The sequence below is a fragment of the Gluconobacter frateurii genome, assembly GCF_002723955.1.
In the GTDB taxonomy this organism is placed as follows: domain Bacteria; phylum Pseudomonadota; class Alphaproteobacteria; order Acetobacterales; family Acetobacteraceae; genus Gluconobacter; species Gluconobacter frateurii.
Genome location: NZ_BEWN01000001.1, coordinates 914,820 through 938,563, shown reverse-complemented (window position 1 = coordinate 938,563; position 23,744 = coordinate 914,820). Strand labels below are relative to the sequence as shown.

Genomic DNA, 23,744 nt, shown 5'->3' with positions numbered 1-23,744 from the left:
TTCAGAAAAGAACTCCATTGCATCAATCATGATGGCCGAAACTCATCTTCCCATCCCCAAAGCTGTCTATCATCTGCAAGAAAATTCTCGGGGCGCTCCGACATTTCCATCAGATAAAGGTCGTCTTATGCAGTCCATAGTCTCAGTATGCATTACGACGGCACAGGCCATTCTGGTTCAGGCAGATAACTTTTGCTCTGATTGTCGATGATCATTGAGCCGAAGCCTGTGATGGCTTTTGGAAAGAACAGAAAGCGAACCAGCGGTCCCTCTGCCGTACCTGTATGGATTTTTATCTTCAGTTTTCTTTAAAAGGCCTGGTTCAGAAAAATTACCTCCATAATCAATGCGTCTTAAGTCTACAGCATAGAATGAATGCAATTGCTGCGCTTATAGCTCCAATGAAATATACAGATGAAAAGCCTGCATAATCCGCCACAATTCCAGCTATCGGCCCAGTCGCGCCATAAGCTAAATCCTGAAAGGCCGCAAAGCCCCCCATCGCGGTGGCGCGAAGATGAGGCGCCACGCGCCCTACGACCTCCACCCCCATAGAAGGGAATACCATTGAGCACCCTGCTCCCGTGAGGAAAGCACCAGTCAGTGCTAACGCAGGCTCTGGAGCCAGCCAAATGAGGACCTGCCCTACCATCTCAATGAACAACGAAACAATGGCTATGCGTATGCCACCAAACCGGTCAGGCAAATGACCACAAAAAATACGCACCAAAACAAAAGCTACTCCAAATGCACTTAGTCCCCACCCTGCATTTTCCCAATGTCTCTGCAGGAATAGAAGTGGCATGAACGCACCAACCACCGCAAAGCCAACTCCCTGCGCGAAAACAATGATACCGAGATCCCATATCCGCCCTATGATTTCCCTCACAGGGGCCCGACCACCACGATGGATCGGTGGGGGTGCCATAGGCAAGGCAATGAAAAGCCCCATAAGCGGCAAAAAAAATCCGGCAACGCACACACTTGCGTAGCCAAAATGATGCATAATCATCATACCCAGCGGACTGCCAACCGCAAACGCGCCATAAAGCGCCATACCTACGACGGCAAGGACACGACCTGCCCTTTCATTCCCCATTACTGAGAACCCCCAGGCAAGTACCCCTACAATCGTAAAGCTCTCGCCCAAGCCAAGTAACAAACGGCCTACAATCAATACTATGGCAGAGAGAGCGTCGTAATTGCTTATCCACGAAGAAATCGAAGCTATTATCCCTGCTAAGGAATATAACATGAGTCCCAGAAGTACTGCTGTGCGGCCGCCCTGCTGATCAGCAAGTTTCCCCGCCACACCTCGGGTCAGGATCGTCGAAAAGAAAGCAATGCCGACACACAACCCGGAATAAAAATTACTATAATGCAGGGTCTTGCTAACAAAAACTGATGTTGTCGGCATGGACATGGCAACAGCGAGATAACTTATAAAGAGAAGTAGAGATAAGCGATAAAGCTGCTTCGGGCCAGTATCTCTTTCCATAGTGTCAGTTGAGAAATACATTCTGAAACCGAACTCCATTGGCAAAATTAGTGTGACCACATATCTGTGCACGAAATATACGAAAATTTGTATACTCTAATAGTTCTCTCAGAGAATATCTAAAGACCATTCAGAAAAGGCAGAAATCCAAATAAAGACATCCTAAAAAACTGGTTTGTCAAAAAAAGAGAAAATTTCTCATTTTGAAACTCAGTATCATCTTTCACGCTAAAGCCTATAGAAAATTCTTATTTAGCTCAACGCCAGAGATATGGATGGAAGGGAAGCGACATGCGGCTTGATGGCTGCCCAGAGACAGGGACCGGGCCAATATGCCCAACCAGAAATGAGGGATATCTTTCGCTAGAAAAATATGGGGCCCTAGGGGACGGCCGCTCAGTCGCTTTATCGGGAGCGGACGGGTCGATCGACTGGTGGTGCGTGCCCAATATGGACTCCCCTCCTCTCTTCGATCGCCTCATCGACGCGGTAAATGGAGGGTATTTTATCGTTCAACCGGAAGGTGAATTTCGGACAGAACAACACTACCTCCCGGAAAGCAACGTTCTGAAAACAGCTTTCCAAACGTGTGACGGTGAAGCGACCCTAACAGAATCTCTTAACAGCAGTCCTGCCGGTCGATTACCATGGGCAGAACTAGCAAGGCGTATAGAGGGTGTAACAGGCAGCGTTCGTTTTGCCTTCAAAATCGTCTTCAGCCGACGTGCTGATACGGCAAGCCCTTACAAGTCTCAGATTGGTCGATACACGGTTTTTCATGTCAGAGATATTTTAGGATTTTTCCTGCATAGCTCGGAGGTTTGCTGCGAACAGGATGATGCAGGTATTACAGGCCATTTCGTAGTAAATGCAGGAGATCGGCAAGTTCTTGCCCTTGTCGTCGGACAAGATGAGCCACTGGTTGTTCCCCCTATTGAAGACATTGATGCGAGGATCGACATTTCTGATCAGGCATGGCGGTTCTGGGCCAGTGCAATTACCTATCAAGGTCCGTATCGGAATGGCTTTGTTCGTAGTGCTCTCGCCCTGAAGCTTCTTCTGTTTTCTCCATCCGGGGCAATTGCTGCTGCTGCAACAACGTCTTTGCCGGAAAAAATCGGCAGCCATAAGAATTACGATTATCGTTTCGCATGGATTAGAGATGCAGGTTACACAATCAAAGCGTTTCTGGCTGTTAATGCTCAAGCCGAAGCACAAGCTGCATTTGCGTGGCTCCTGAAACGCCTTCAGGAGCATGGACCTCTCGTCTGTTACACCTTGAGTGGGCAAAAAGTTTCGTCCGTGAAGGAGACTAACTGGCCAGGCTATAAAAATTCACGACCCGTGGTAACAGGTAACCTTGCAAGCAATCAGCACCAACATGGCATTTATGGAGATATCTTCGGAACAGCTTGGCGTTTCGTCGAAGCCGATAATATCCTTGATAGTTCCAGTGCAGAACTTTTATCACATATTGCAGACGAATGTGCAGATAACTGGCGTCAGAAAGATGCCGGTATCTGGGAACTTGAGGACGAGCAGCACTATACTTTCTCAAAAATCAGTTGCTGGCAGGCACTGGCTCGAGCGGTCGAGCTTGCAGACAAAGGACAGTTACCTACCACCTGTCGTGATCGGTGGATGCGAGAACGGGACCGGATCGCATCCTGGATTGATGAGCAGTGCTGGTCAGACGAAAAACAGTCATATGTTATGTATCCGGGCTCCGGAAAGCTTGATGCAGCAATGGCTCTCGCTGCACGTTTTCGGTTCACAAATGAGGAACGTCTCCGTCAGACACTGATCGCTCTCGACCGAGAGCTAAAAACAGGCCCTTATCATTATCGATACAGCAATGTCGCAAACGAGGAAGGATGCTTCCTGGCCTGCTCCTTCTGGATAGCTGAAGCATGGGCTCTCTTGGGAGACGTCAGTAAGGCGCAAATGGCTTTAGAAGAACTTACGCTCGCCCTTCAAGGAGGTGTCGGCGTCTGGACCGAAATGGCGGATCCAAGCGATGGCTCATGGCTAGGCAATATGCCCCAAGGCCTTACCCATCTGGCGCATATCACTCTTCTTGAGACCCTTATCCTGAAGCAAAAAACTTCATCATGAGCGAGTATTGCTGCACGTCTTCACGCTGTTCATTTTACTGTGCGTGGAATGAGGTCACTTGAATGTCAGAATAGTAGGATCGACGTCAGAAATCCAACTGTGTCAGGTTTCCAACCCAGCCCAACGGAGCACAAGGCATGATTGATTTCTCGGACATGGCAGCACTGATTTTTGATTGTGACGGCACTTTGCTGGACACACCTCCTATTTATGCGCGCGCATGGTTTAAGGGGTTTCAAGACACAGGCAGGCAGATGCCCCGGGAATGGTTCATGGATCGCGCAGGTATGTCTGATCACGTTCTGATGGACGCATTTGAAAGCGACTTCAAAGTTAAAATTCCTGATCGCGTTAAGGCTATCGAAGCAATGCGGCAAGAATTTTTCAATAATATTTCCGATTTAAAGGAAATCGAGACGATCGCGCAGATAGCACGCGCAAACAAAGGAAAACGACAACTGGCGGTAGCTTCTGGGGGGGCCCGTCTAATTGTTGAGACATGTCTGAAAGCTACGGATCTATTTGATCTATTTGACGAAATCGTAACGATCGATGATGTCGCCAGGCCCAAACCTGCACCCGATCTATTTTTGAAAGCAGCTCAACGTCTCAATACAGCTCCAGATCTTTGTTTTGTTTTTGAAGATACCCAATCTGGTCTAGAGGCAGCCCATGCCGCAGGGATGCGCTGCATCGATGTTGCACGTATAATATACCCGTAAGGGGATCAAAATTTATTCCATTTAAACCAATTTAGCAGGCTCTTGTTATCCGAGCCTCAAGCTTTTCTCTATTATCCGACGTTAATTTCTGACTGCAAAATCTAAACTTACAAGGCCATATCCGTCTTTTAAAAGTGATGTGAACTCTGGGTCTACTCATCGTTTGAATAGACTTACTGATGGAGGCTTATCATGTCTTTTCAAAATACTGCTCATCCAAGAAACCCCACGAAAGCTCCTGGCTCCCCCGACGAGTATGAGCCTTTTGATCCATATCCAGATAAAAGCCCCATTACTGATGAACCGCCGGAAGAAGAACCGAGCGAAGAACCAGGCAAAAAATATCCTCCAGACAAACGCGCTCCTTCTCCCGAGCCTGGTGAGTCCCCTGCGCTTCCAGATGCACCTGAGAATCCAACCAATTAGGAGCTGTAGTGCTGCAAGCGCAAAAGATGGATGGCTTTAAGTGGCAATTGAACTCTACAATCCTCTTTGGAAGAGAAGGAAAATAATAATTGCTATTCCCGTATGTAATGAGGAAGAACATATTATTCCTTGTCTTCTGGCGCTGGCACGTCAAAGCACTCTTCCAGACAAAGTCATCCTATGGATTAACAACACTATCGATCAGACAGGTGCGCGGGCAACATCTCTCATTAATATGCTCCCATTCGAACTGCAGATAATTAAGGTAACCTATTCTCGGGCCGTAGCCGGCGCAGGTATCGCGCGACGTGATGCTATGGCATCTGCAGCAGAAGGAGCTTCGCCTGATACTCTTTTACTGACCACAGATGCCGATAGTGAAGCTGCTGAAGACTGGATAGCTCGTACACTGGATGCTTTTGCGGATTATCCGGTTGAAGCTGTATTCGGTAGAGCTTTGCTTCTTCCCTCGGAAGCCCGAAAAATTCCTTTTCATCTGCATGAAGATGAAAAGGCAGAACAAGCCTATGGCGCCCTTCTCGAACAAATCTCCCTCCTGCTGCATCCCGAGCCACATGATCCATGGCCACGTCACCTAGAGCATTCTGGTGCCAGTATTGCGGTAACCCATCAGGCGTGGCGCAAAGTCGGCGGAATCCCGTGTATTCCCTCAGGAGAAGACCGCCAGTTTTATCTGGCACTACGCAGACAGGGGGTTCCTGTTCGGCATGCTCCTGAAGTGCTGGTTTATGTTTCAGCTCGACTGGCAGGGCGCGCACAGGGAGGTATGGCTGAGACTCTGGCAAGACGATTGATTGCGCAGGATGAATATATTGATGAAATTTTCGAACCTGTTTCAAGGCGACTGCTGCATGTTCGCAGAGAATGGTTCCATGCCAAGGCAAGACCGGCATTCTCTCTCACAGAAGGCTCTACCGTCCGCATACGTCGTATTGATTTGCCAGCGCATCACAGACGAGCTCAGCGAGTGCTGAATTACCTCATACGGCTGGCGCATCCTGTTTCTGGTGACCCCTTGCAAAAGACAGCCGATCAATCCGGTATCCCTCACCTCGTTCAGTCAGATCAGGCCGCCAGGACTGTTCATGACAGGCACGGATAAAGCACTCGGCCGCCTCATCGCCCGTACAAGGTGTATCAGTCAGCCCTGTCCAGTTCACGATCAGAATGCTCCCATTCGTCACCAAACTCTGGGTAACCAGAACAGCAAGTTTCTGGATATCTGCTGAATTCAGGAAATATAAAACTTCAGAGATCAGAATAAAATCACAGTCCGCCGCCTCAGAAACCGGATATTCTGCAGGCAAAAAAGCTTTGAGGAACCTGACCTGCTTTTGCTCCTTACAACGCCGCATTGCCATGTCGAGCGCAGTTTTCGAAGCGTCCACTCCCAACACACGCTCGCAGCGCCGTGCAAGCGCTAACGTACCGACGCCAATGGCACATCCAAGTTCAACAGCGAAAGAAATAGGAAAGGAGGGCAGACATTGCAGAACATGCCTGAGCTTCTTTTCTTCGTAAGGGCTGCTCTCAAAACCCCATGGGTCAGGATGCCGCTGAAATAGGCTTTCGAAAATATCTGCTTTCCATGTTTCGTTACTCATGATGTGATAAATATTTCATAGGGTTGCAGCATTTTCTCCAGTAAGTGCTCTGGTAGTACAAATCCGCTAGGATCATCTTGTACAACCAGTCCTCTTTGGCTTCGGTGCGCCTGAATGGCCCGTCGTTTTTTTTCCAGATACGGCTGAACATTCAATCGCACCCCTGTAAGAGTATTTTCTCGAACCTGTGCTTCAAGGGGAAGCGTCAGGCCCCAAACTGGATATTGCAGCGCCTTAAGGCCAGGCTTCAGGGTTTTTAACGCCTGCCCCATGAACCAAACTGCTTCATGGTCACAATGTGGATCGTGCCTCCACGGCATTAGGAGGGTTTCACACTTGTAACGAGACAGAAGCTCAAGCAGATTATGGACCGTAGAATTGAAGCGCGTTCCCCGTGTCGGAACTTTCGTATCTTCAAGGTTCATAAATATCAGTCTGTCTGCCCCAAGACCCAGAAGCGATGCAGCATGGACACTTTCTTCCTGCCTTTGGCGCGCCAGCCGCTGCGGGGGCCATGCATCGGAACCTGGATGAGATGCGGATCCGTCCGAAACGATCACAACGAGAGGTGGACGCCCTTGCTCTACTGCCGAAGCTATAAAACCTCCACAACCTAGACTTTCATCATCAGGATGGGGTGCCAGCACGAAAGATGTCCCTGGAGCGATGGCATCAAAGGATGCCACAGGGAAGCGGGCAAATTTTTCTAGAGCTTCCTGAATATTCATGAGACTACTTCCGGCCAGTCATTATGAACAAACCACGAAGCTGCCTCAGTTAAAGCTTCGTCAGGTGCAGGTTGCCTTAAATAAGTGGCCAGATCCCTCATAACCTGTTCTACCGCTTTACCTTTTATGAAGGCCGACAGACCAAGGCTCCTTTGGACGAGTGTAATCAATTCCAAAGCTGCCCGTTCGACTGCCAATCGGGCCAGATTGATGATCGAGATCACATCTTCTGATGCCATATGAACGGAATAAGCCGCTTTAACAGCTTCTTTAACCCACATCGCTGCGGTCTTCCGAAGAATAAGTGCTTCTCCTATCCTGGCCAGCTGATGTGGATTGTCAGCTCGTCCTCGAGCCAGAAGCTCCTGTCTGAGCAGGTCCACCAGATGATCTATTCCTCCCAGGGCCACAGCCGATCCTCGCCACGCGCCCGCAGAAAACTCGGGCTGTCGGAGATAATCACCTGCTGATCCAAGAATGTCTTCAGGCGCGATCCGAAGGCCCGTAAAATCATAGGCTCCTGTTCCGCTGGCGTGCATTCCGGTGAGTGTCCCTGGGCCAGGTCGTTGACGATTCGCATCGGTTGTCGGGACAAGAACCATGACCGGGGCACCCTGATTGGGCGTCGCTGTTATCAACGCCAGACTGACCTGTTTGACGGCACTGGCAAACCCTTTAATTCCTGAAAGCCTGTAACTCGAACCTTCCCTCTTTAGGGTGACCAGAGGATTTCCATCTGTAACCCAAATTCCAGCCAAACCAGCCTGTTTCAGGCGAGACCTTAGGACATGGCGCTGAGCTGTGGTGCCATACAATTCCACGAGACGCACCACATTCACATGCCCTTCCAGACATCGTCCCAAAGACAGGCTCAGATACCCGACGCGCCTCAGCAGGGTGAAGAGATACTGGCCTCCTTCTGCGGATCTACACATCCCAAGGCCGCCTTCCTCGATCGAAAAAAGAGCCGAAAACACGCCTTTTTCTTGCAGCTCCTTCAGGAGAGCAACAGGAAACTCGTTTTCAGGAGCCGAAAGCGGCTTGGCCTTCCATTCCTCAAACAATCGCTGCAACTTTGCTTCAAAAACAGCAAGCCCTTGTTCACAAGCATCCTGCTCTGCAATCGCCATCCCTCAGCATTCCTTCACGCACTGCCATGAAGGAACGTTTAGTGTGGGTTGATAGATCCCGTTCAGTGCGCCGCAATCCATTCACTCTTTTGAGCGAAATAAACTCCATAGGATATTCAGCAGTCACACTTAATCCGAAGAGATTGAGTGAGTTTCCGGCATGCCCAATGCAAACAGACCCGCCACGATAACGCCTGCAACGCCCAAGGCGACGAAGGTCATACTAAACCCATAAGAGGATGTCAGCATTCCGCTCGCAAGATTAGAGAGAAGTGCACCGACTGTTCCAAGTGCTAATCCTAATCCAATCAGCAAATTACGACGCCCGCTCTTTACAGCGATATCTGCCAAAATGGCGTAAAACAGCACAAGAATAATGCCAGAAGACAATCCGTCCAGAATCTGTATGACAATGAGCGCTGGCCAGCCCGCGCTTAGCACAACAAGACTGTCTCGCACCGGCTGAAGGGCCAGAGCCAGGACAAAAAGAGGTTTGCGAGGCCAATGCGGTGCTTTCTTACCTACCAGATACGCGACAGGTACCATGGTAATCTGGGCAACCACGATGCAGGTAGCTGGGACAGTGGCGGGGTTACCCAGATGAAGAAAAGCATAACGCTCGATCATGAGCGGTACCACGGCGCCATTTGCCATATTGAACAGCAGGTAGGTCGCCAGAAAAACAGTCAATCTCGGTTCAGATAACAAGGTAAAGACCGCACGGAGGGTCTCATGAGCCGATACGGATTTTCCAGAATGTTCTGGTGGCTCATCAACCTGACTTGAAAAGCCACCAACCAGAAGAAGGCTGACGGCCGCAAGTCCTCCTACCCCCCAGAGAGGGGCCACGGGGCCCATCATCTTGCCCAGAATGCTCATCAGCAAACCAGACGACGCATTCCCCAGATGGTTGAAAGATTCATTACGGCCCATACGAGCAATATAGCCTTTAGCTCCAGCAGTATGCTGGCTGATTGCCGCAAGAATAGGTGTGAAGAGTGCCCCTGCTCCGCCTGCAATAAAATGAGCCAGAAGGATGGGATAAAACAGAGGGAGCCATGCCATTACACCGACAGACGCACATGTCACCACACAGCAAAGTGCCAGCATCAGGCGCCGGCGCGCAACAATATCGAGTGTCCACCCTCCGACAAATCTGGCCAGAACAGCCCCTAGACCGCCAGCTGCAATTGCAACCCCGATCCGGTTCGATGGCCAATGTTGCAGGGTCAGAAAAGCCGTCAGGAAATTTCCCAGATTGTCCTGCACGTCTGCGAGTAGAAAACTCAGCCCATCTAGTGAAAGGTCGTCCTTTCGATGTCGGGGCTGCGCTCTGTTTTCCGCCACATTATTTCCAGTCAAAGTATTACAAGAAACGGCACAGTCTGAAAATTCGCCGCTTCAAGACACAACGAGCCGGTCAAGAATATGTTACGAAAAAACAGGGAAAGAAATTTTATTTACGTAAAAGTCCAGTTCGCCCTCAGACATTATCTGACACTAAGTGAGGACAAGGACTTCACCCGTTTACGAGCAGGAATTCCTATGAAGCGTGCTGACATACAAGCTTACGGTCTTAACATTTGAAAAAAAGCGCGCCGAACAAAGCAATTTCCAATGATGGATGTTTCTGCTGCCCGTTCCTGCCGTTTTGAAACCAACGGACTGAGATGCCCACAGCTCCCGACCAAGAATGATAGGCGATTATTGATCAGATCAAGCGGGCAAGGCCTTAGCGTTAGACCACTGAGCTTAACGCTGTCCCTACAGGATGAGATCGTTTTAAAAAATATAAATTTTTACTTATTCGCAAGACTTACAAATAGAGTTGAAGATCTATCGATCGCACCGGCATAATTTTTACATGATACTTTTTTCTCTTTTCGTGCGCCTTGCATGACAAGCCAGCAACGCTCTCTATTCGGGCTTGCGGGCATCATAGCTCTCTCTTTCGCTACAGAAATGAACGAGCAGGTCTCCGCTCAGGCTCTTCCGGACGTCGCCGGGGCGCTAGGCCTCAGCATGGACTCTCAACGCTGGTTCTCGACCCTGTATGTGACAGCCGAAATCATCGGTATGTCAGTTTCTCCATGGCTTGCCGTCACGCTCACCTTGCGTCGGTTTTCATTTTTTGTGGTGACTCTCGCCGTTCTCGCATCCAGCCTTATTCCATTCACTTCCATCCTGTCCCTACTCTACATTCTGCGGGTTTTTCAGGGGCTGGCAGGAGGTTTTACCGTTCCGCTTCTCATGACGATTGCCCTGCGAGTTTTGCCTCCACCCATCAGGCTTTACGGTCTGGCCGCCTATGCCCTGACTGCCACCTTTTTTCCCAACCTCAGCATGGCATTTGCCGGCCTGTGGACGGACCTGGTGAACTGGCGGTTTGTCTTCTGGCAGTCGATCCCGCTGTGCACATTGTCTTTCCTGCTGCTGTGGTATGGAATGCCGGTCGATCCTCCGAAACACGAACGGTTCTGGAAGTTCGACTGGAAAGGCTTCCTGCTAATCGTCTTTGGAATGGGCTCGTTCTCGATCATGCTTCAGATGGGAGACTGGATGGACTGGTTCAACAGCCCGTTCATCTGCGTTCTGGGTCTTATAAGCCTTGTCTGCATTCCCCTGTTCGTTCTGAACGAATGGTTCCATCCCCTTCCCCTTTTTAAATTTCAGCTTTTGGGGCGACGCAATTTTGCCTACGGAGCCAGCACCCTGCTGACTTTCGTAGTCATCTCATTATCCTCTTCCTCGCTGCCAGCGTCATTTCTGAAATCTGCAGCAGGTTATCGTCCGGAACAGATTTACCCCGTTACTCTTGAAATTGCCGCCATACAGCTCGTGATGCTTCCCCTGATGGCGGTCCTGCTGAACAAGACCTGGGTGGACTCCCGTGTCGTCAGCTTTATCGGTATGACCTGCATTCTGACTGCTTGCATCGGTGATTTCTTTCTCACATCCAACTGGAACCGCGACCAGTTCTACTTATGGCAGGCGCTCCAGGGCATCGGGGACGCCATGATCGTCATGCCTTTATTGATGATGTCCACCAATACGCTGGATCCTTCCGAAGGTCCTTTTGCTTCCGCCATGGTCAATACACCCCGCGCCGTCGCAGAAGCCGTGGGGATCTGGCTGCTCCAGCTCATGCACCGCGAACGCGGTTCACTACATTCAGACCGGATTGCGGACCGCCTCGGACAGGTCCGTTATAGTCTGGTGCAGGGCACGAATCCCGTCCTGCAACGCCCAGCTCCTCTTACACCCTCCGGTGAGCCCATCAATCCGGGCAGCATGGCTGCCCTGCACGCCCAAATGACGCGCCAGACGGCCACACTGACTTTCAGCGACGACTGGATTGTGCTCGGTAGCCTTGTGGTTTTCCTGATGGTGTGGGTCTGCGTGCTCCCAGTTCGAACCTATCCCCCACGTATCGTGTTTCAATCGAAATAACTTCAAAATCTTCCAGCCATGTGCCGGGAAAGAAAGGAATTGCCGCAGGATGGCGGATCAGAACGACACATCTTCCCCCCCCCCTCAGGAAGACGAAAAGAAGGAGCAGAAGCACCGCAACATCACCCGTTGGCTGTTCATCAGTGGGGGCGGGATCATTCTCATCTTTATTGCCGTCGTGCTGGCTATCATTTTCGTCCCCAACCGGCATGTCTGGACTGACGACGCTTATGTCACGGCCCATTATACTGTTGTCGCCCCTCGTATCGCAGGACAGGTCATCGCCGTGGACGTGACCGACAATCAGCCGGTCCATGCCGGCCAGGTTCTTGTCGAGCTCGACCCCCATGATTATCAGACGACACTGGACCAGAACCGTGCAACCCTCGCCCGGGATGAGGCCTTGGTGCAGGATGCTGCTGCCAGTGTAACGCGTCAGCCATCAATCATTGACGAAAATGTCGGGGAAGCTGCTCGGATACGTGCCCAACTGGTTTTTGCCCGTCAGAATGACCAGCGCTACACCAATCTTGCACGCACGGGGGCGGGCTCCACTCAGGAACACCAGCAGTCCACAGCAAGCCTGCGTGAAATGGAGGCCACGCTCCAATCTCTCGAAGCGCGCATCGCCGCTGCCCGGGCCCAGCTTCCCATTCTTCAGGCTCGGCATAAATCTGCGGAAGCAACTGTCGAAATGGACCGGGCCCATGTCCATCAGGCCGAACTGAACCTGTCTTATACCAAGGTCCGGGCCCTGGAAGACGGCATGATCGGCGAACGCAGCGTCCAGACCGGAAACTACGTTGCTCCGGGGGCGGCCCTCATGGCGCTCGTTCCTCTTGATCAGATCTGGATCCGCGCCAATTACCGCGAACTCGCCCTGCGCCATATGCGGCCCGGCCAGCCTGTCAAAATCCATGTGGACGCCTATGACATAACCCTGAATGGGATCGTGGATAGCATTCCCCCCGCATCGGGCGCCGTCTTCGCCCCCATCGCACCAGAAAATGCAACCGGCAATTTCACCAAGATCGTGCAGCGCCTGCCGGTCAAGATCATTCTCGCTCCCAACCAGCCACTTGCGCACCTGCTACGCCTTGGCTTTTCTGTGGAAACAACCGTCGATACCAACCTTGATAATGTCGCTGCAGAACAACTCCAGAGCCCCATAACCGTCACGGCGCCTTCCCAAACTTCCACCGCGGCCACCGCACCATGAAGCACCTTCGTGTTCTCGCATTTGTTGCAGGAAGTCTCGTACTTTCGGCCTGTACCATGGGCCCTGACTTTCATCGTCCCGCCATTGATACTCCCGGCGTCTGGGGCCCGGAGCCCCACAGCAACAGTCAGACTTACGCCGGTGCCATCGACACACAGTGGTGGAACAGCTTTAACGACCCTGAACTGAGCAGCCTTGTCGCCCGTCTCGGAAGGCAGAATCTTAACCTGCAAATTGGCCTGGAACGCATTAACGAGGCACGCTCCCAGATGAAGGTCGCGGCCTCCGCAGGTCTGCCGCAGGCCAACTGGTCCGGCTCCTACGCCTATCGGCAACTCAGCTCACAGGGCATCTTCTCTCTTGCCGAACCGCGGCCCGGTTCAAGCATGAACTTCAATTTGTACGAAAACGTCCTCAGTACCAGCTGGGATCTGGACCTGTTCGGCACCATACGTCGCAGTGTCGAAGCTCAGCGCGCCAATCAGACAGCAACGCTGGCTGCGCGCCGTGCCACTGCCCTTGCAGCCGTCAGCGATCTGGCAACCGACTACATGCAACTGCGGGGTGTTCAGCAGCAACAGGCTATTTTGAAATCGAACATCAGCCTAGCCCGTACCAATCTGAGACTGGTGCAGGACCGTTTTAAGAATGGCGTCGCCACAAATCTGGACGTCTCGCAGGCGTCTGCACAGCTTGCCAGTATGAGCGCAGATCTGCCCGGTCTTGAAAACTCCGAAGCAGCGCTCATCAATGCTATTGGCCTGCTCCTTGCGGAACCGCCACGAGCTCTTGAAACCGAACTCAGGTCTACTTCCATCCAACCGCCATTGCCTGCCCGGGTGCCTGTTGGTTTACCCGCAGATCTGACACGTCGGCGTCCGGACGTCCTTGAGGCCGAAGCGCGCCTGCATGCCGCCACCGCCGAAGTGGGGGTCGCTACAGCGGCCTTTTATCCAGACATCACTTTAGCCGGAAACATGGGAACGGAATCCTTTTCCGCTGCTGATTTTTTCTCACTCCCTGCGAAGCAGTTCAGCGTCGGTCCGACTCTCAATGTTCCGGTTTTCGAAGGCGGCAGGCTGATTTCTACCCTTCAATTCCGCAAAGCCGCGCAACGTGAGGCTATTCTGACCTGGCGACGTACTGTTCTAAACGCCTGGCGTGAGGTGGACGATGCTCTGACGGCTTATACAAAGGCGCAATCAACTCACGAGCTTACAGAACAGGCCGCCTTACAAAACCAGGCTGCCTTCAAAGCTGCCCGCGAGAGGTATCAACAGGGTGCAACGGATTATCTGAACGTGGTGGCGACACAAGCTGCCTTACTTGCCAGTCAATCTGCCCTTTCTATCAGTCAGACGCGTACGGAGACGACACTGGTGGCGCTTTATCGTGCTCTGGGTGGGGGATGGCAATATGCAGAAACTGCACTCAAGGGACCTGACCAATAGAGCCTAAAGAACCATGTTAATAGATATCTGCTCTCTCGTTTCATTGATGAAGAGCAGACCTTGTGTTCTTCCCGCTAATTCACCAGCTGCGAGACGCTCCTCTTAGCCCCAGTACAAATAGAAAGGAATGAGACAGAACACGGTCCATGCGATAAGAAAGACGAAGGGCGCCTGATGAGCGAAAAGTGCGCCCCGCTGTCCACGGCGCATCATGTCCCGCGTTTCGTCGTCGCTCGCTGCCAAGGTAAATTCAATCAAATGAGGGTAACGATGGTGAAGGGCCCGCTGCTTTTCTTCCCATTTACCGATCGCCGCGTAGCCCGCGCGGATACCGGGTAATGCCATGAGTGCAAGCATGAAGCCCAGGAGGGAAAAAAGCGGTGGGACAAGAAGCACCATCCTGTCTCCCCACCGAGTAGTCGACCCTGTCATTGCCGTGGCGTAGGCAATCACAAGGAAGGACTGTGACCCCAGCAACGCTTGCAGACGACCGTTGACAACTTCGCTTTCAAAGCGGATTTCCGAGCGGTAGAACGCGAGCAGTTCGTTGTCCGTAGGATTTCCCTGCGTGATGACGTCTTCGACGTTCGGCGATGGCGACGCGGCCATGACCATCTCAACCTCCATAAAATTTTTCGCCTCTCACACGGCAGTGCCAAGAAAAATGCTGCGAGCGTCTAAAGGTGGCATCTGGGCACTATGTCCTGTGAGGAGACCACCCTTTCCAGAGTAACTACTTGCGTCACAATGTTTGGTTCCCCACCCTCGCATCAATCATGGTCATTTCGCTTTTCACGTCGTGACGGTGCTCGTAAATTTCACGTAATTCTGCATGTCCATAGCCGCAATACGCGGAATAGTTTCTGGGGCAGAAAGCTTTTGGCTCCTGCGGAAAAATATATTTCCATTAGGGTGCCGTATAGAGTCTCTTTGTCTACTCTAACCTTCACCATCAATACTTATATTCTTGCCACACTGATGTGCAGTCCGGCAAAGGGAGGGCATTGTGCACCCTCGCGTTGGTATCGTCGAATATCCCGGACGTTCCATTTCTGGCAATTTCTGCGCGAATATGATCGCGCTTCTGGATATGTGTTTGCGTCTTGGGAAGAAAGAGAGCCCCGCTTCCATCAGTCGCCAGTGCCTGGTTTGCTTTGACAAAAGGTCGCGTTATTCTTTCATAAGCTACGAACGCATCTTCCGGGCGCGCACGGGTAGCAAGTTCGCCAGCGAGTACACAAGCACTAACCAGCGCCAGCTCGAGCCGTGTCCTGACCGAAAAGACGGGGCAAACGCAGCCATCCCCTACGAGCGCCACATGCCCTTTCGACCAGCGTGGCATGCGCATCTGTCTAACGGGATCAAATTACAGTTCATCAGCTTTCGCCATCGCCTCAAGTAGGTGCGGAACCTCCCAGCCTATGCCAGCAAACGCGGTCTGAGTCCGTTGGATCTGCTCTTCTGCATTACGACAGAAGGCCGACGTAGGGTCGTCTGTTGCGAAAGCCGGGAAGCCAAAAACCCTTGGACTATCTTGAGCCATCCAGATATCAGCCGTGCTACCGGCTTGGATGTGGACAATCCCACCATGTGACAGATTTTGTCATTGGGCATGGAGAAAAGATTGAAAGAGAAGCCCAAGGAATGATTGAATAGTTCTTCATAGAATTCTGAAGAACGTGTTGCTCACCTGGGCCGTCTTGGTGAGCAATTCAAAGCGTTTACCCGGACTATGGAATATCTCATCAATGATCCCTGCCGTTTATGGGTTTTCTTGGCGTGGCCTGACGGATCGCCTGCTGACTGCAGAGACGATCCGTCTGTTTCGTCAATGGCTGACACAGTCCGGTGCCATCGAGATCCTGTTCATGCATCAGCAGGCAGCCAATAATTGCCCCTTTCCCCCTAACTCGCCAGGCTTCCACCGGTCTCTGTAAGCACCAGCTTCGAATTGCGTCTCCCTCTACCGGAAATGGTCTTTAGTCGACAGAATCTGGGCACAGGACATTTGAAAACGTGCCAGCTTATTGTTTCTGACCAAGCGCCACATTCAGAACGGCGGCGAGACGGACACCTGCCTGTTGCAAACGCAGTTGAATAACCGGCCACGCAATAGCCGTATAAGCGTCTCGAATGTCTGCTCCTTTGACCTGGGGCAGTGCGCCATAGGAAATGGAACGCGCCAGAGCATGGCTTTCATCCGCCCAGTCGACGACCGCATGGTGAACATCACCGCTGGAGAGGTCAGCCACCCAGTAAGCCGTTTCATCTGCCGTGATGGTTGAAGCAAGCTGGTTAGCCTCTGTGCGGGCCTTGGCAAAATCAATCGTATAATGTGGCCCGACAACCAATGAGGCCTGACGGTCCAGCACCCCCTCATCCCACAAGGCATGAAGGTTCATGTGGCCGTTTTCCGTCTCTCCGTAATAAGAAAGCCGAACGGCGTTTCCTCCCTTGTCATGGTCTCGCTCAGCGGCGTGCAAAGGCTGGTGAAGATCGCCGACAAGATGAACGACCCATTTGAGTGCATCCAGCCTTTGCTGTGGCGTGGCTGAACGATCCGCCAGTTCCTTCTCCAGTTCCGGCAGCTTCTCGACGACGCAATTTCCATCCGCACAATCTCGCTCACGCTCGTAAGCGGGATTGGCAACGTCCGTATCCACGTAGTGCCACGCCAATGTTTCCGGGAGGCCGCCCTTCTTCTTTGGAACATGGCCTATCGTATCAGGCCATGACGCGACCTGATCCAACGTTTGATGTCCTTCCTGTGCGAGAAGAGCCTGCACCGCCTGGGCGGCTTCCGGGGTTAAGCGATCCTGAGCAATGTCAGCAACAATAGCGTGTCCATAAGGGCCCCATGCACGAGCCTGCGGGACACTCATGACTACAGCAGCACAGGCAAACGAAACAGGTAAGATCCACGAGCGCATAGAGAATATCTCAGATGAAAATGAAAGCTGACTTCGTTCTCTCATCCTTGGGCAGCCCTCACAAGGAAAACTGATTATTCCCAATAATGGATAGGCCCCTTTTACCCGAAGCCAAAAATGACCGAACGGTTCAGTTCCCTCTTTTCACCGAGGAAATCTGGTCCTACACAAGAGGAAGAACAAGCTGACTGAAACGACGAGGCACACTTGCAACAGCCGGATCTCCCAACAAAAGACGCAGCCGCTCCAGACTGGCATTTGTCGTCTGGGGAGAGCGGTCCGGTTTTGACCCTGCAAGGCTCGTGGATGGCCCGTACCGGCAATATTCCGTCGTTTCCGGGAAACGGCCTTGATAGCGCCCCTGCCGGAAGCACTCTTGCATTTGATACGCGGGCAACGACCCGTTGGGACACGGGGCTCATCGCCTTTCTATGGGACGTCAAACGTGTAGGCCATGACAGGCACATCACTCTGGATACGCAAAGTCTTCCAGCACCGATGCGGCAACTCCTTGATTTGCTGCCTGATGTTCCGGCCGACAAGCCAGCCCCCCGTAAAAAACGGCTTCCATTTCTGGAAACAATCGGGACGCACACGCTTGATGGCCTGACAGAAATCGGAACCGTTGCAGGTCTGGGCGCGATGACGGTTAAGGGCGGTTTCCTTGCCTTGACCGGTCGCAGCCGCATGCGATTTGTCGATCTGCTGACAGATACAACGAATGCTGGTCCCTACGCCCTGCTGATCGTTGGGATCGTCAATTTCCTTGTCGGCGCCATTCTCGCATTTGTGGGCGCCGTCGAACTCCAGAAATTTGCTGCTGGCATCTATGTTGCGAGCCTCGTCGGCATCGCGATGGTGCGCGAAATGGCAGCCGTCATGACAGCGATCATCATGGCTGGCAGAACTGGCGGTTCCTACGCGGCACGCATCTCGACCATGCAGGGCAATGAAGAAATTGATGCCTTGAACGTTTTCGGCATCCCAACTTCAACGTACCTGATTTTACCCGCCGTCCTGTCACTCGTCATCACCATGCCGTTTCTGTACCTCTATGGTTGCCTGGTCGGGATGCTTGGTGGCTTCGTCGTGGCTATTTCAATGCTTGATATTACGGCTGCCGGATATTTTCATCAGACCGTGACTTCATTCGGGATCGGTCAGTTCATCTTTGCCTTTATTAAAAGCATCGTATTTGGTGCTTTCATTGGTCTCACCAGTTGCCGCATTGGCCTGAAGGCCGGACGATCCGCCGCTGACGTCGGAATTGCCGCAACGCGCGCCGTAGTCGTTGGGATTGTCGGTGTCATCGCCATTGATGCCATCTTTGCCGTTATTGCTGACGTGGTGGGGATCTGATCCATGAGCGACACCAGACCAACCGTTCTTTCCATGAAAGACGTAACGCTCGCCTTTGGCCCCAAAGTGATTCAGAAGAACATCACTCTGGACGTCAAAAAGGGTAGCATCTTTGCTGTCATGGGCGGATCCGGTTGCGGCAAGAGTACCCTGCTGAAAAGCATGATTGGCTTGCTACGCCCGACTGCTGGTGAATACCTGGTCGATGGCGACAGATACTGGGACGGATCAGAAGCAGAAAGAACCGAGCTTAATCATCGGTTCGGCGTTCTCTTTCAAAGCGGCGCACTCTGGAGTTCCATGACAATTGGGGAGAACGTCGCCCTTCCCCTCCAGATGTTTACAGACCTGAAACCCGACGTCATCCGCAGACTGGTTGAACTGAAGCTTGGTTTTGTGGGCATGCTACAGGCCATAGACCTTCAGCCGTCCGAAATCAGTGGCGGCATGCGCAAACGCGCGGGTCTGGCACGTGCCATTGCGCTTGACCCGGACGTACTGTTTTTTGACGAACCCTCTGCCGGTCTGGACCCTATTACATCGGCCCGTCTGGATGACCTGATCCTCAATCTCCGGGATGGACTGGGTGCGACGATTGTTATCGTCAGCCATGAACTCTCAAGTCTTTTCCATATCGCTGATGATGGCATCTTTTTGGATGCCAAAACCAAAATACCCATCGCTCACGGCTCTCCACGGGACCTGCGCGATCACTGTGATGAACCTCAGGTCCATGCATTCATGCATCGGGAACGTGACGAAGAAGGACGCAATTGATGAACAGGCAAGCTCTTGTCGGTGCCTTTGTCGTAGGCGGTATCGGGCTGGCCGTTGGAGCATTTGTGCTTTTCGGCAACTTCCATCCGTTCACCCGAATGGAAAAGGCTGTCCTGATTTTTCACGGCGCATCATCGGGGCTTTCAGTCGGGGCACCCGTCACGTTCCGCGGCGTGCAGGTCGGTGCTGTCGACAAGGTCGTCATTGAATATAATCCAGAGACAAAGGACGCTTACATTCCGGTGTATGTGACCATGCGTCCGGACAATATCACCTTGACCAGCAATGCTGCGCATCACCTGCCAACAATCAAGGATCTGGTCTCTCAAGGATTACGGGGAGAGATGAACCTCAAAAGTTTCGTCACAGGCTCATCCGAAATCGATCTGGACTTTGCTCCGGAAACTCCAGCCGTTCTGCACCCGGCGATCGCAACGGTCACCGAGATACCGACCAAGCAGTCTTCCATCCAGGCGATGTCTCAGACCTTGCAAAACCTTCCTCTCAAGGAACTGGGAGATAATGCCAACGCGTCTCTCGCGGCAGTGCGAGAACTTTCCGACAGGCTGGATCGCGATCTGCCGGCACTGATTGAAAGCGTTCGCTCCACGTCCGACCATAGTCGCGATATGGTGGATGCCAGCCGCGATCTGATTACGCACCTTCAGCCAGAGCTGGAACAAACCCTCAAGAGTCTCAACAGACTGGCCGATACCGGTTCAGAACAGTTGAGCGCGCGGGGCAAAGAACTCCATACACTTCTGGAAAACAGCAACGCCACAATCCAGAAGGCCAACCAGAGCTTGGGCAACATCCAGAGCATGACCTCTCCCCGTTCCGCAGACAGAGCCAACCTGGATGCAAGCTTACGGGATCTCGCATCTGCAGCATCAGCCCTTCGCGGATTTGCCAATGATGTCGAACGTAATCCGCAACTTCTGCTGACGGGACGCCACCAATGAAACTGTCTTTCCCTTCTCTGGCCGTTGCAGGACTTCTGCTGAGCGGATGTTCCTCTGCACCCATCAAGTTCTACACATTGGGCGCACCAGCCGTAGCAACAGCAACGACCCCGCTCAGTGCCACCACATCTGTTCTGGAGGTCGATCCCATCCTGCTTCCTGATTATCTGGATAGCCAGGATATGCTTGTCAGACACGGGGATCTGTTGGATCGCAGCACAAATGGGCGGTGGGCCAGTCGCCTGTCTCGCGGAATGACAGATCTGGTGACAGCAAAACTATCGCAGATCTGGCCAACTGTTTTTGTGACGTCTCATACTTCTGCCTCAACACCCAGTACGAGGCTGAACATCAACATCACCCGGCTGGATATTGCAGCGAACGGCCTAGGCACGCTGGATGCAGACTGGTCTTTCGTACCATCGGACGAGCAGAAACCTGTGACGCATCATCGCGCAAGTTTCACGGCACATGGCCCCATTGCTACGGATGCCGGGAACGTTGCTCTGACGCGTGATCTGGTGGAGCAACTTTCTGCAGCAATCGGAGCATCAACTCCAACTTTTTGAGACGAATGCGCAGAGATATTCTTTTTCCCTGCGCGCCTGCGCCCTTTATTCCTCGGGTTGAGCAGACATCAGAGCACTGACAGCACTCCACTCGGGCGCCGCATCTGCCGCGCCGTGATGCGTTGTCGCCAGTGCGCCACACGCTGATGCGATACGAACGGCTTGTTCGAGCGTATGTCCCTGCGCCAGGGCAAAAGCCAACCCGGCATTGAAGCAGTCTCCTGCTGCAACCGTATCAACGGGCCGTACCTGAAATGGCGCGCTATATCCGCTTCGCGTACCGTCGTGCCAGAATACGCCCCGGCTTCCCATTTTCACAAGAGCGGCTTTCGCCCCTTTTGCCAGAAGAATGTCCGCGGCACGCGCGGCGTCCTCAACAGTTTCGGCACGAATGCCCGTCAGCTGGAATGTCTCACTCTCATTAGGCGTCAGAACATCTATTTCCTGCCAGAGCTCTTCCAGAAGTCCATTTTCCGGCGCAGGAGCAGGATCAAGGACAACAATCGCCCCCGCGTTCCGAGCCCGGCGTGCTGCGGCAAGCACGGCAGGCTGAGGGATTTCCAACTGAAGCAGCAAGACTTTTGCACGGCTCAACCATTGTTCAGCATGCAGTACGTCTGTCTCATCAACAGCCATATTTGCGCCACCCACGACGGTTATGCAGTTTTCGCCACTCCCATCAATTCCAATCAGAGCAATTCCCGTTGGGTTGGCAGCATCCTCACGCAGAGGAGAAAGGTCCACACCAAAACGCTCAAGCTCCTGACGCGCCTGCACACCAAAGCCATCCCGACCTATCCGCCCAGCAAGAGCGACCTGAACATTAGAACCTGCTGCAAGACGGCCGGCCGCAGCAGCCTGGTTGCTTCCTTTTCCGCCAAGCATGACAGCATAGCTTTCCCCATGAACTGTCTCTCCAGGTCGCGGCAAACGAGCGGCTCGAGCCGTGACGTCAATATTGATGCTTCCGAAAGACAGGATCAAAGGAGTATTGTCTGGCATGGCTTCGTCTCAGTGAAAGGAAGCCCTCCCCTTAACACTTCCAGCCGATGTCCGTCAGTATGCCGTACATCCGTCGCTGGTGATTTGATCAAGGATCACAGCGCGCTGACAGAAAAATCCAGCGTATAAGAGGATTGATCTTCAGAACGCCCCTGCTGAAGAACATGGATCGCTGTATCCTGTGGGAACAGGCAGTTCACAAGCCAGACCGTATCCAGGCCGGAGCCCCGATTACGGTAAATCAGCCGATACTTCCCTTTTTGAAATTCCGTGACAGCCCTCAGATGAATATCAATGGTTCCCGTACCAGCTTTCATAGCTGCGACTGATGGAAAATACGCCTCCCCCGCAATGAGCTGACTTGGTCGCCCATTGATGGAAAGCGACAGCCCCCGGGTAACACGCGAAACATATCCAACCTGCTCAGCAAGAGACAGGTTTCCATCCCCGTTCCGATCAATCTGACCGATAACGCCCTCCGCGACATCCACCCCGGGTGTGAGCCGCAAATGGAGTGAAATATCGCTGTGCGTAATGTTCAAGGTTGTTGCCTGCAAATACTCGTCCAGACGATGCGCGAAAGCAGACGCAGGGACAGCCAACAAGACAATCGCAGCAAAAGAAGCGATCCTTGTCATGTTCATTGAGCCGTAAAACGGCTGCCGTAACTGTTCGTCGGGTCACGGTAAACCGTATGAACATGCAGCGTAGGATCGCCACCGACGCCCTGAGGAGAAAACTCGATCAGCAGACGGGGACCCTGAATACGGTAATAGGAAGAGCCGTTATGACCCGGCTCGCATGTGGTCGGGCCACTCCATGCAAACCATGTCTCATCGAGATCATTGCGGATTTCCTTCAAACGGGGCGCCGCATAAGCGTCATTGATAATCCCAGCCCATTCCGTAATGAGGTCCATCAGAGCCGCTTTCTGGTCAGCGTTCAAGGCTGATCCTTTGATGCCTTCCGGGATGATCGTCTCTCCATCGTGCCCCGGCCCCTGAACGAGATCATCTACCTTGTAGGAAAGAAGGGCCTGATGACGCTGTGCGGTATCCAGCGAATTCAGAAGCGCAAATGCCTTGTCATTTTCTCCCGACAGCACACGAACCGTTTTGCCATCGCGCTTGTAAATCGCCGGCTGTGCACCCGTCAGCGTAGGAGTCATAACGCCATGAGCGCCGTCAATGACGATATTCAGCCCAAGATGATGGCCACCAAACTGCACCATCCATGGCTTTGTTTCAGAAGGCTGCCCAAAGATCGCAATAGTATAAACGGCTTTCCCGGAAGCAAAAGACGTACCACTTTCTGCGAGGGTCTGATCCGATCCCATGATGTCCTGCACTTTCTCGTAGCCTTTGACGCTCAGAAGAATTTGCAGAAGATGGAGGACCGCCGACTGTTGAGACGTTGTTAGTTGCCCCATTTGCAGGCCGGGACGCAGCACATCGCTCACTGGATAATTGGACCACACAGCCACACCGTAGCGTTCGCCGATAAATCCACCTGGAGGCCCCATACCTGGACCTCGTTTTACCGGCTCGACAGGTTGTGAATCCATCACAGGACGTGCGGGCTGATCCGGCGCACTTCTCCGAAAGCGAGCGAGTTCACCCGACTTTTGTGTAATGAAAGGAAACTGAACCTTTCCAACACTTTTAGAATCGAATGTTGCAAGGAAAGCCCGAGCGGCCATCATTGCCTCATGGGTCTGTTTTACAGACATGGTCTCTTCCGAAGCAGTAGCCGAAATATGCGGTGGAACACTCTTCCCCGAG

General features: G+C 52.5%; 22 protein-coding genes and 1 pseudogene. 12 read left to right on the top strand and 11 right to left on the bottom strand.

What is annotated here, in order from left to right; translation table 11 throughout:
- Positions 1-343: 343 nt before the first annotated feature.
- On the bottom strand, positions 344-1,519 hold the full coding sequence (locus tag GFR01_RS04315; protein WP_244902146.1) for an arabinose transporter: 1,176 nt from the start codon (positions 1,517-1,519) through the stop codon (positions 344-346).
- A 270-nt stretch (positions 1,520-1,789) separates the two neighbouring features.
- Between GFR01_RS04315 and GFR01_RS04310 the strand changes: the two genes are divergently transcribed.
- The 4 genes from GFR01_RS04310 (at position 1,790) to GFR01_RS04295 (ending at position 5,884) form a co-directional block, all read left to right on the top strand.
- Positions 1,790-3,613 carry a glycoside hydrolase family 15 protein gene (locus GFR01_RS04310; RefSeq protein ID WP_099181391.1) on the top strand — a complete coding sequence of 608 codons (1,824 nt, stop codon included), beginning with the start codon at positions 1,790-1,792 and terminating at the stop codon, positions 3,611-3,613.
- 137 nt (positions 3,614-3,750) lie between these two features.
- Positions 3,751-4,335 carry an HAD family hydrolase gene (locus GFR01_RS04305; RefSeq protein ID WP_099181390.1) on the top strand — a complete coding sequence of 195 codons (585 nt, stop codon included), beginning with the start codon at positions 3,751-3,753 and terminating at the stop codon, positions 4,333-4,335.
- A gap of 192 nt (positions 4,336-4,527) precedes the next feature.
- A complete protein-coding gene (locus tag GFR01_RS04300) occupies positions 4,528-4,761 on the top strand; it encodes a hypothetical protein (protein WP_099181389.1) in 234 nt (77 codons plus the stop codon).
- A 40-nt stretch (positions 4,762-4,801) separates the two neighbouring features.
- The gene (locus GFR01_RS04295) at positions 4,802-5,884 is read left to right on the top strand and encodes a glycosyltransferase (protein ID WP_244902145.1); all 1,083 of its coding nucleotides are present in this window, start codon (positions 4,802-4,804) and stop codon (positions 5,882-5,884) included.
- A gap of 34 nt (positions 5,885-5,918) precedes the next feature.
- Here GFR01_RS04295 and GFR01_RS04290 read toward each other — a convergent pair.
- The 4 genes and pseudogenes from GFR01_RS04290 to GFR01_RS04275 form a co-directional block, all read right to left on the bottom strand.
- Positions 5,919-6,386 (bottom strand): annotated as a pseudogene (locus tag GFR01_RS04290) (class I SAM-dependent DNA methyltransferase); the annotation flags it as partial.
- Entirely contained in the window at positions 6,383-7,114 is a 732-nt protein-coding gene (locus GFR01_RS04285; protein WP_099181387.1) for a PIG-L deacetylase family protein, read from the bottom strand. The gene GFR01_RS04285 and the pseudogene GFR01_RS04290, both read right to left, overlap by 4 nt.
- The gene (locus GFR01_RS04280; RefSeq protein WP_099181386.1) at positions 7,111-8,244 is read right to left on the bottom strand and encodes an acyl-CoA dehydrogenase family protein; all 1,134 of its coding nucleotides are present in this window, start codon (positions 8,242-8,244) and stop codon (positions 7,111-7,113) included. Before GFR01_RS04280 ends, GFR01_RS04285 begins: the two co-directional genes overlap by 4 nt.
- A 129-nt stretch (positions 8,245-8,373) precedes the next feature.
- Positions 8,374-9,591, bottom strand: coding sequence for an MFS transporter (locus tag GFR01_RS04275; RefSeq protein ID WP_099181385.1), 1,218 nt, complete (start codon positions 9,589-9,591; stop codon positions 8,374-8,376).
- A gap of 549 nt (positions 9,592-10,140) precedes the next feature.
- On the opposite strand from GFR01_RS04275, the gene GFR01_RS04270 reads away from it, so the two are divergent.
- From GFR01_RS04270 to GFR01_RS04260, 3 genes are read left to right on the top strand one after another with little or no spacing between them, the layout of a single operon-like run.
- Positions 10,141-11,694 (top strand): MFS transporter, encoded by a 1,554-nt coding sequence (locus GFR01_RS04270; protein ID WP_099181384.1) that lies wholly within the window; start codon positions 10,141-10,143, stop codon positions 11,692-11,694.
- 49 nt (positions 11,695-11,743) lie between these two features.
- Positions 11,744-12,913, top strand: a complete 1,170-nt coding sequence (locus tag GFR01_RS04265; RefSeq protein ID WP_099181383.1) for an HlyD family secretion protein — start codon at positions 11,744-11,746, stop codon at positions 12,911-12,913.
- Entirely contained in the window at positions 12,910-14,364 is a 1,455-nt protein-coding gene (locus tag GFR01_RS04260) for an efflux transporter outer membrane subunit (protein ID WP_099181382.1), read from the top strand. The genes GFR01_RS04265 and GFR01_RS04260 overlap by 4 nt, the downstream gene beginning before the upstream one ends.
- Positions 14,365-14,466: 102 nt before the next feature.
- Here GFR01_RS04260 and GFR01_RS04255 read toward each other — a convergent pair whose 3' ends face one another.
- Together GFR01_RS04255 and GFR01_RS15510 are read right to left on the bottom strand one after the other, a co-directional pair.
- Positions 14,467-14,973, bottom strand: a complete 507-nt coding sequence (locus tag GFR01_RS04255) for a hypothetical protein (protein ID WP_167384196.1) — start codon at positions 14,971-14,973, stop codon at positions 14,467-14,469.
- A 343-nt stretch (positions 14,974-15,316) separates the two neighbouring features.
- Positions 15,317-15,706 (bottom strand): Rossmann-fold NAD(P)-binding domain-containing protein, encoded by a 390-nt coding sequence (locus tag GFR01_RS15510; protein WP_145994548.1) that lies wholly within the window; start codon positions 15,704-15,706, stop codon positions 15,317-15,319.
- A 406-nt stretch (positions 15,707-16,112) separates the two neighbouring features.
- On the opposite strand from GFR01_RS15510, the gene GFR01_RS04245 reads away from it, so the two are divergent.
- A complete protein-coding gene (locus tag GFR01_RS04245; protein WP_099181379.1) occupies positions 16,113-16,301 on the top strand; it encodes a hypothetical protein in 189 nt (62 codons plus the stop codon).
- 87 nt (positions 16,302-16,388) lie between these two features.
- Here the strand turns inward: GFR01_RS04245 and GFR01_RS04240 are convergent, their stop codons facing one another.
- On the bottom strand, positions 16,389-17,294 hold the full coding sequence (locus GFR01_RS04240; RefSeq protein ID WP_244902144.1) for a S1/P1 nuclease: 906 nt from the start codon (positions 17,292-17,294) through the stop codon (positions 16,389-16,391).
- A 207-nt stretch (positions 17,295-17,501) separates the two neighbouring features.
- Between GFR01_RS04240 and GFR01_RS04235 the strand changes: the two genes are divergently transcribed.
- Genes GFR01_RS04235 through GFR01_RS04220 form a run of 4 tightly spaced genes read left to right on the top strand, consistent with a single transcriptional unit; the run spans position 17,502 to position 20,961 of the window.
- On the top strand, positions 17,502-18,653 hold the full coding sequence (locus tag GFR01_RS04235) for an MlaE family ABC transporter permease (protein WP_099181378.1): 1,152 nt from the start codon (positions 17,502-17,504) through the stop codon (positions 18,651-18,653).
- Between the two features lie 3 nt (positions 18,654-18,656).
- Positions 18,657-19,430 (top strand): ABC transporter ATP-binding protein, encoded by a 774-nt coding sequence (locus GFR01_RS04230; RefSeq protein WP_007282142.1) that lies wholly within the window; start codon positions 18,657-18,659, stop codon positions 19,428-19,430.
- Positions 19,430-20,392, top strand: coding sequence for an MlaD family protein (locus tag GFR01_RS04225; RefSeq protein WP_099181377.1), 963 nt, complete (start codon positions 19,430-19,432; stop codon positions 20,390-20,392). The genes GFR01_RS04230 and GFR01_RS04225 overlap by 1 nt, the downstream gene beginning before the upstream one ends.
- Complete coding sequence (locus GFR01_RS04220; RefSeq protein ID WP_099181376.1) at positions 20,389-20,961, top strand: PqiC family protein; 573 nt, start codon at positions 20,389-20,391, stop codon at positions 20,959-20,961. Before GFR01_RS04225 ends, GFR01_RS04220 begins: the two co-directional genes overlap by 4 nt.
- Positions 20,962-21,006: 45 nt before the next feature.
- Here GFR01_RS04220 and GFR01_RS04215 read toward each other — a convergent pair whose 3' ends face one another.
- The 3 genes from GFR01_RS04215 to GFR01_RS04205 all read right to left on the bottom strand — a co-directional run bounded on the left by GFR01_RS04215 (position 21,007) and on the right by GFR01_RS04205 (position 23,692).
- A complete protein-coding gene (locus GFR01_RS04215; RefSeq protein WP_099181375.1) occupies positions 21,007-21,963 on the bottom strand; it encodes a ribokinase in 957 nt (318 codons plus the stop codon).
- 95 nt (positions 21,964-22,058) lie between these two features.
- Positions 22,059-22,601, bottom strand: coding sequence for a hypothetical protein (locus GFR01_RS04210; RefSeq protein WP_244902143.1), 543 nt, complete (start codon positions 22,599-22,601; stop codon positions 22,059-22,061).
- A gap of 2 nt (positions 22,602-22,603) precedes the next feature.
- Positions 22,604-23,692, bottom strand: coding sequence for a DUF3500 domain-containing protein (locus tag GFR01_RS04205; protein ID WP_373317582.1), 1,089 nt, complete (start codon positions 23,690-23,692; stop codon positions 22,604-22,606).
- Positions 23,693-23,744: the final 52 nt, after the last annotated feature.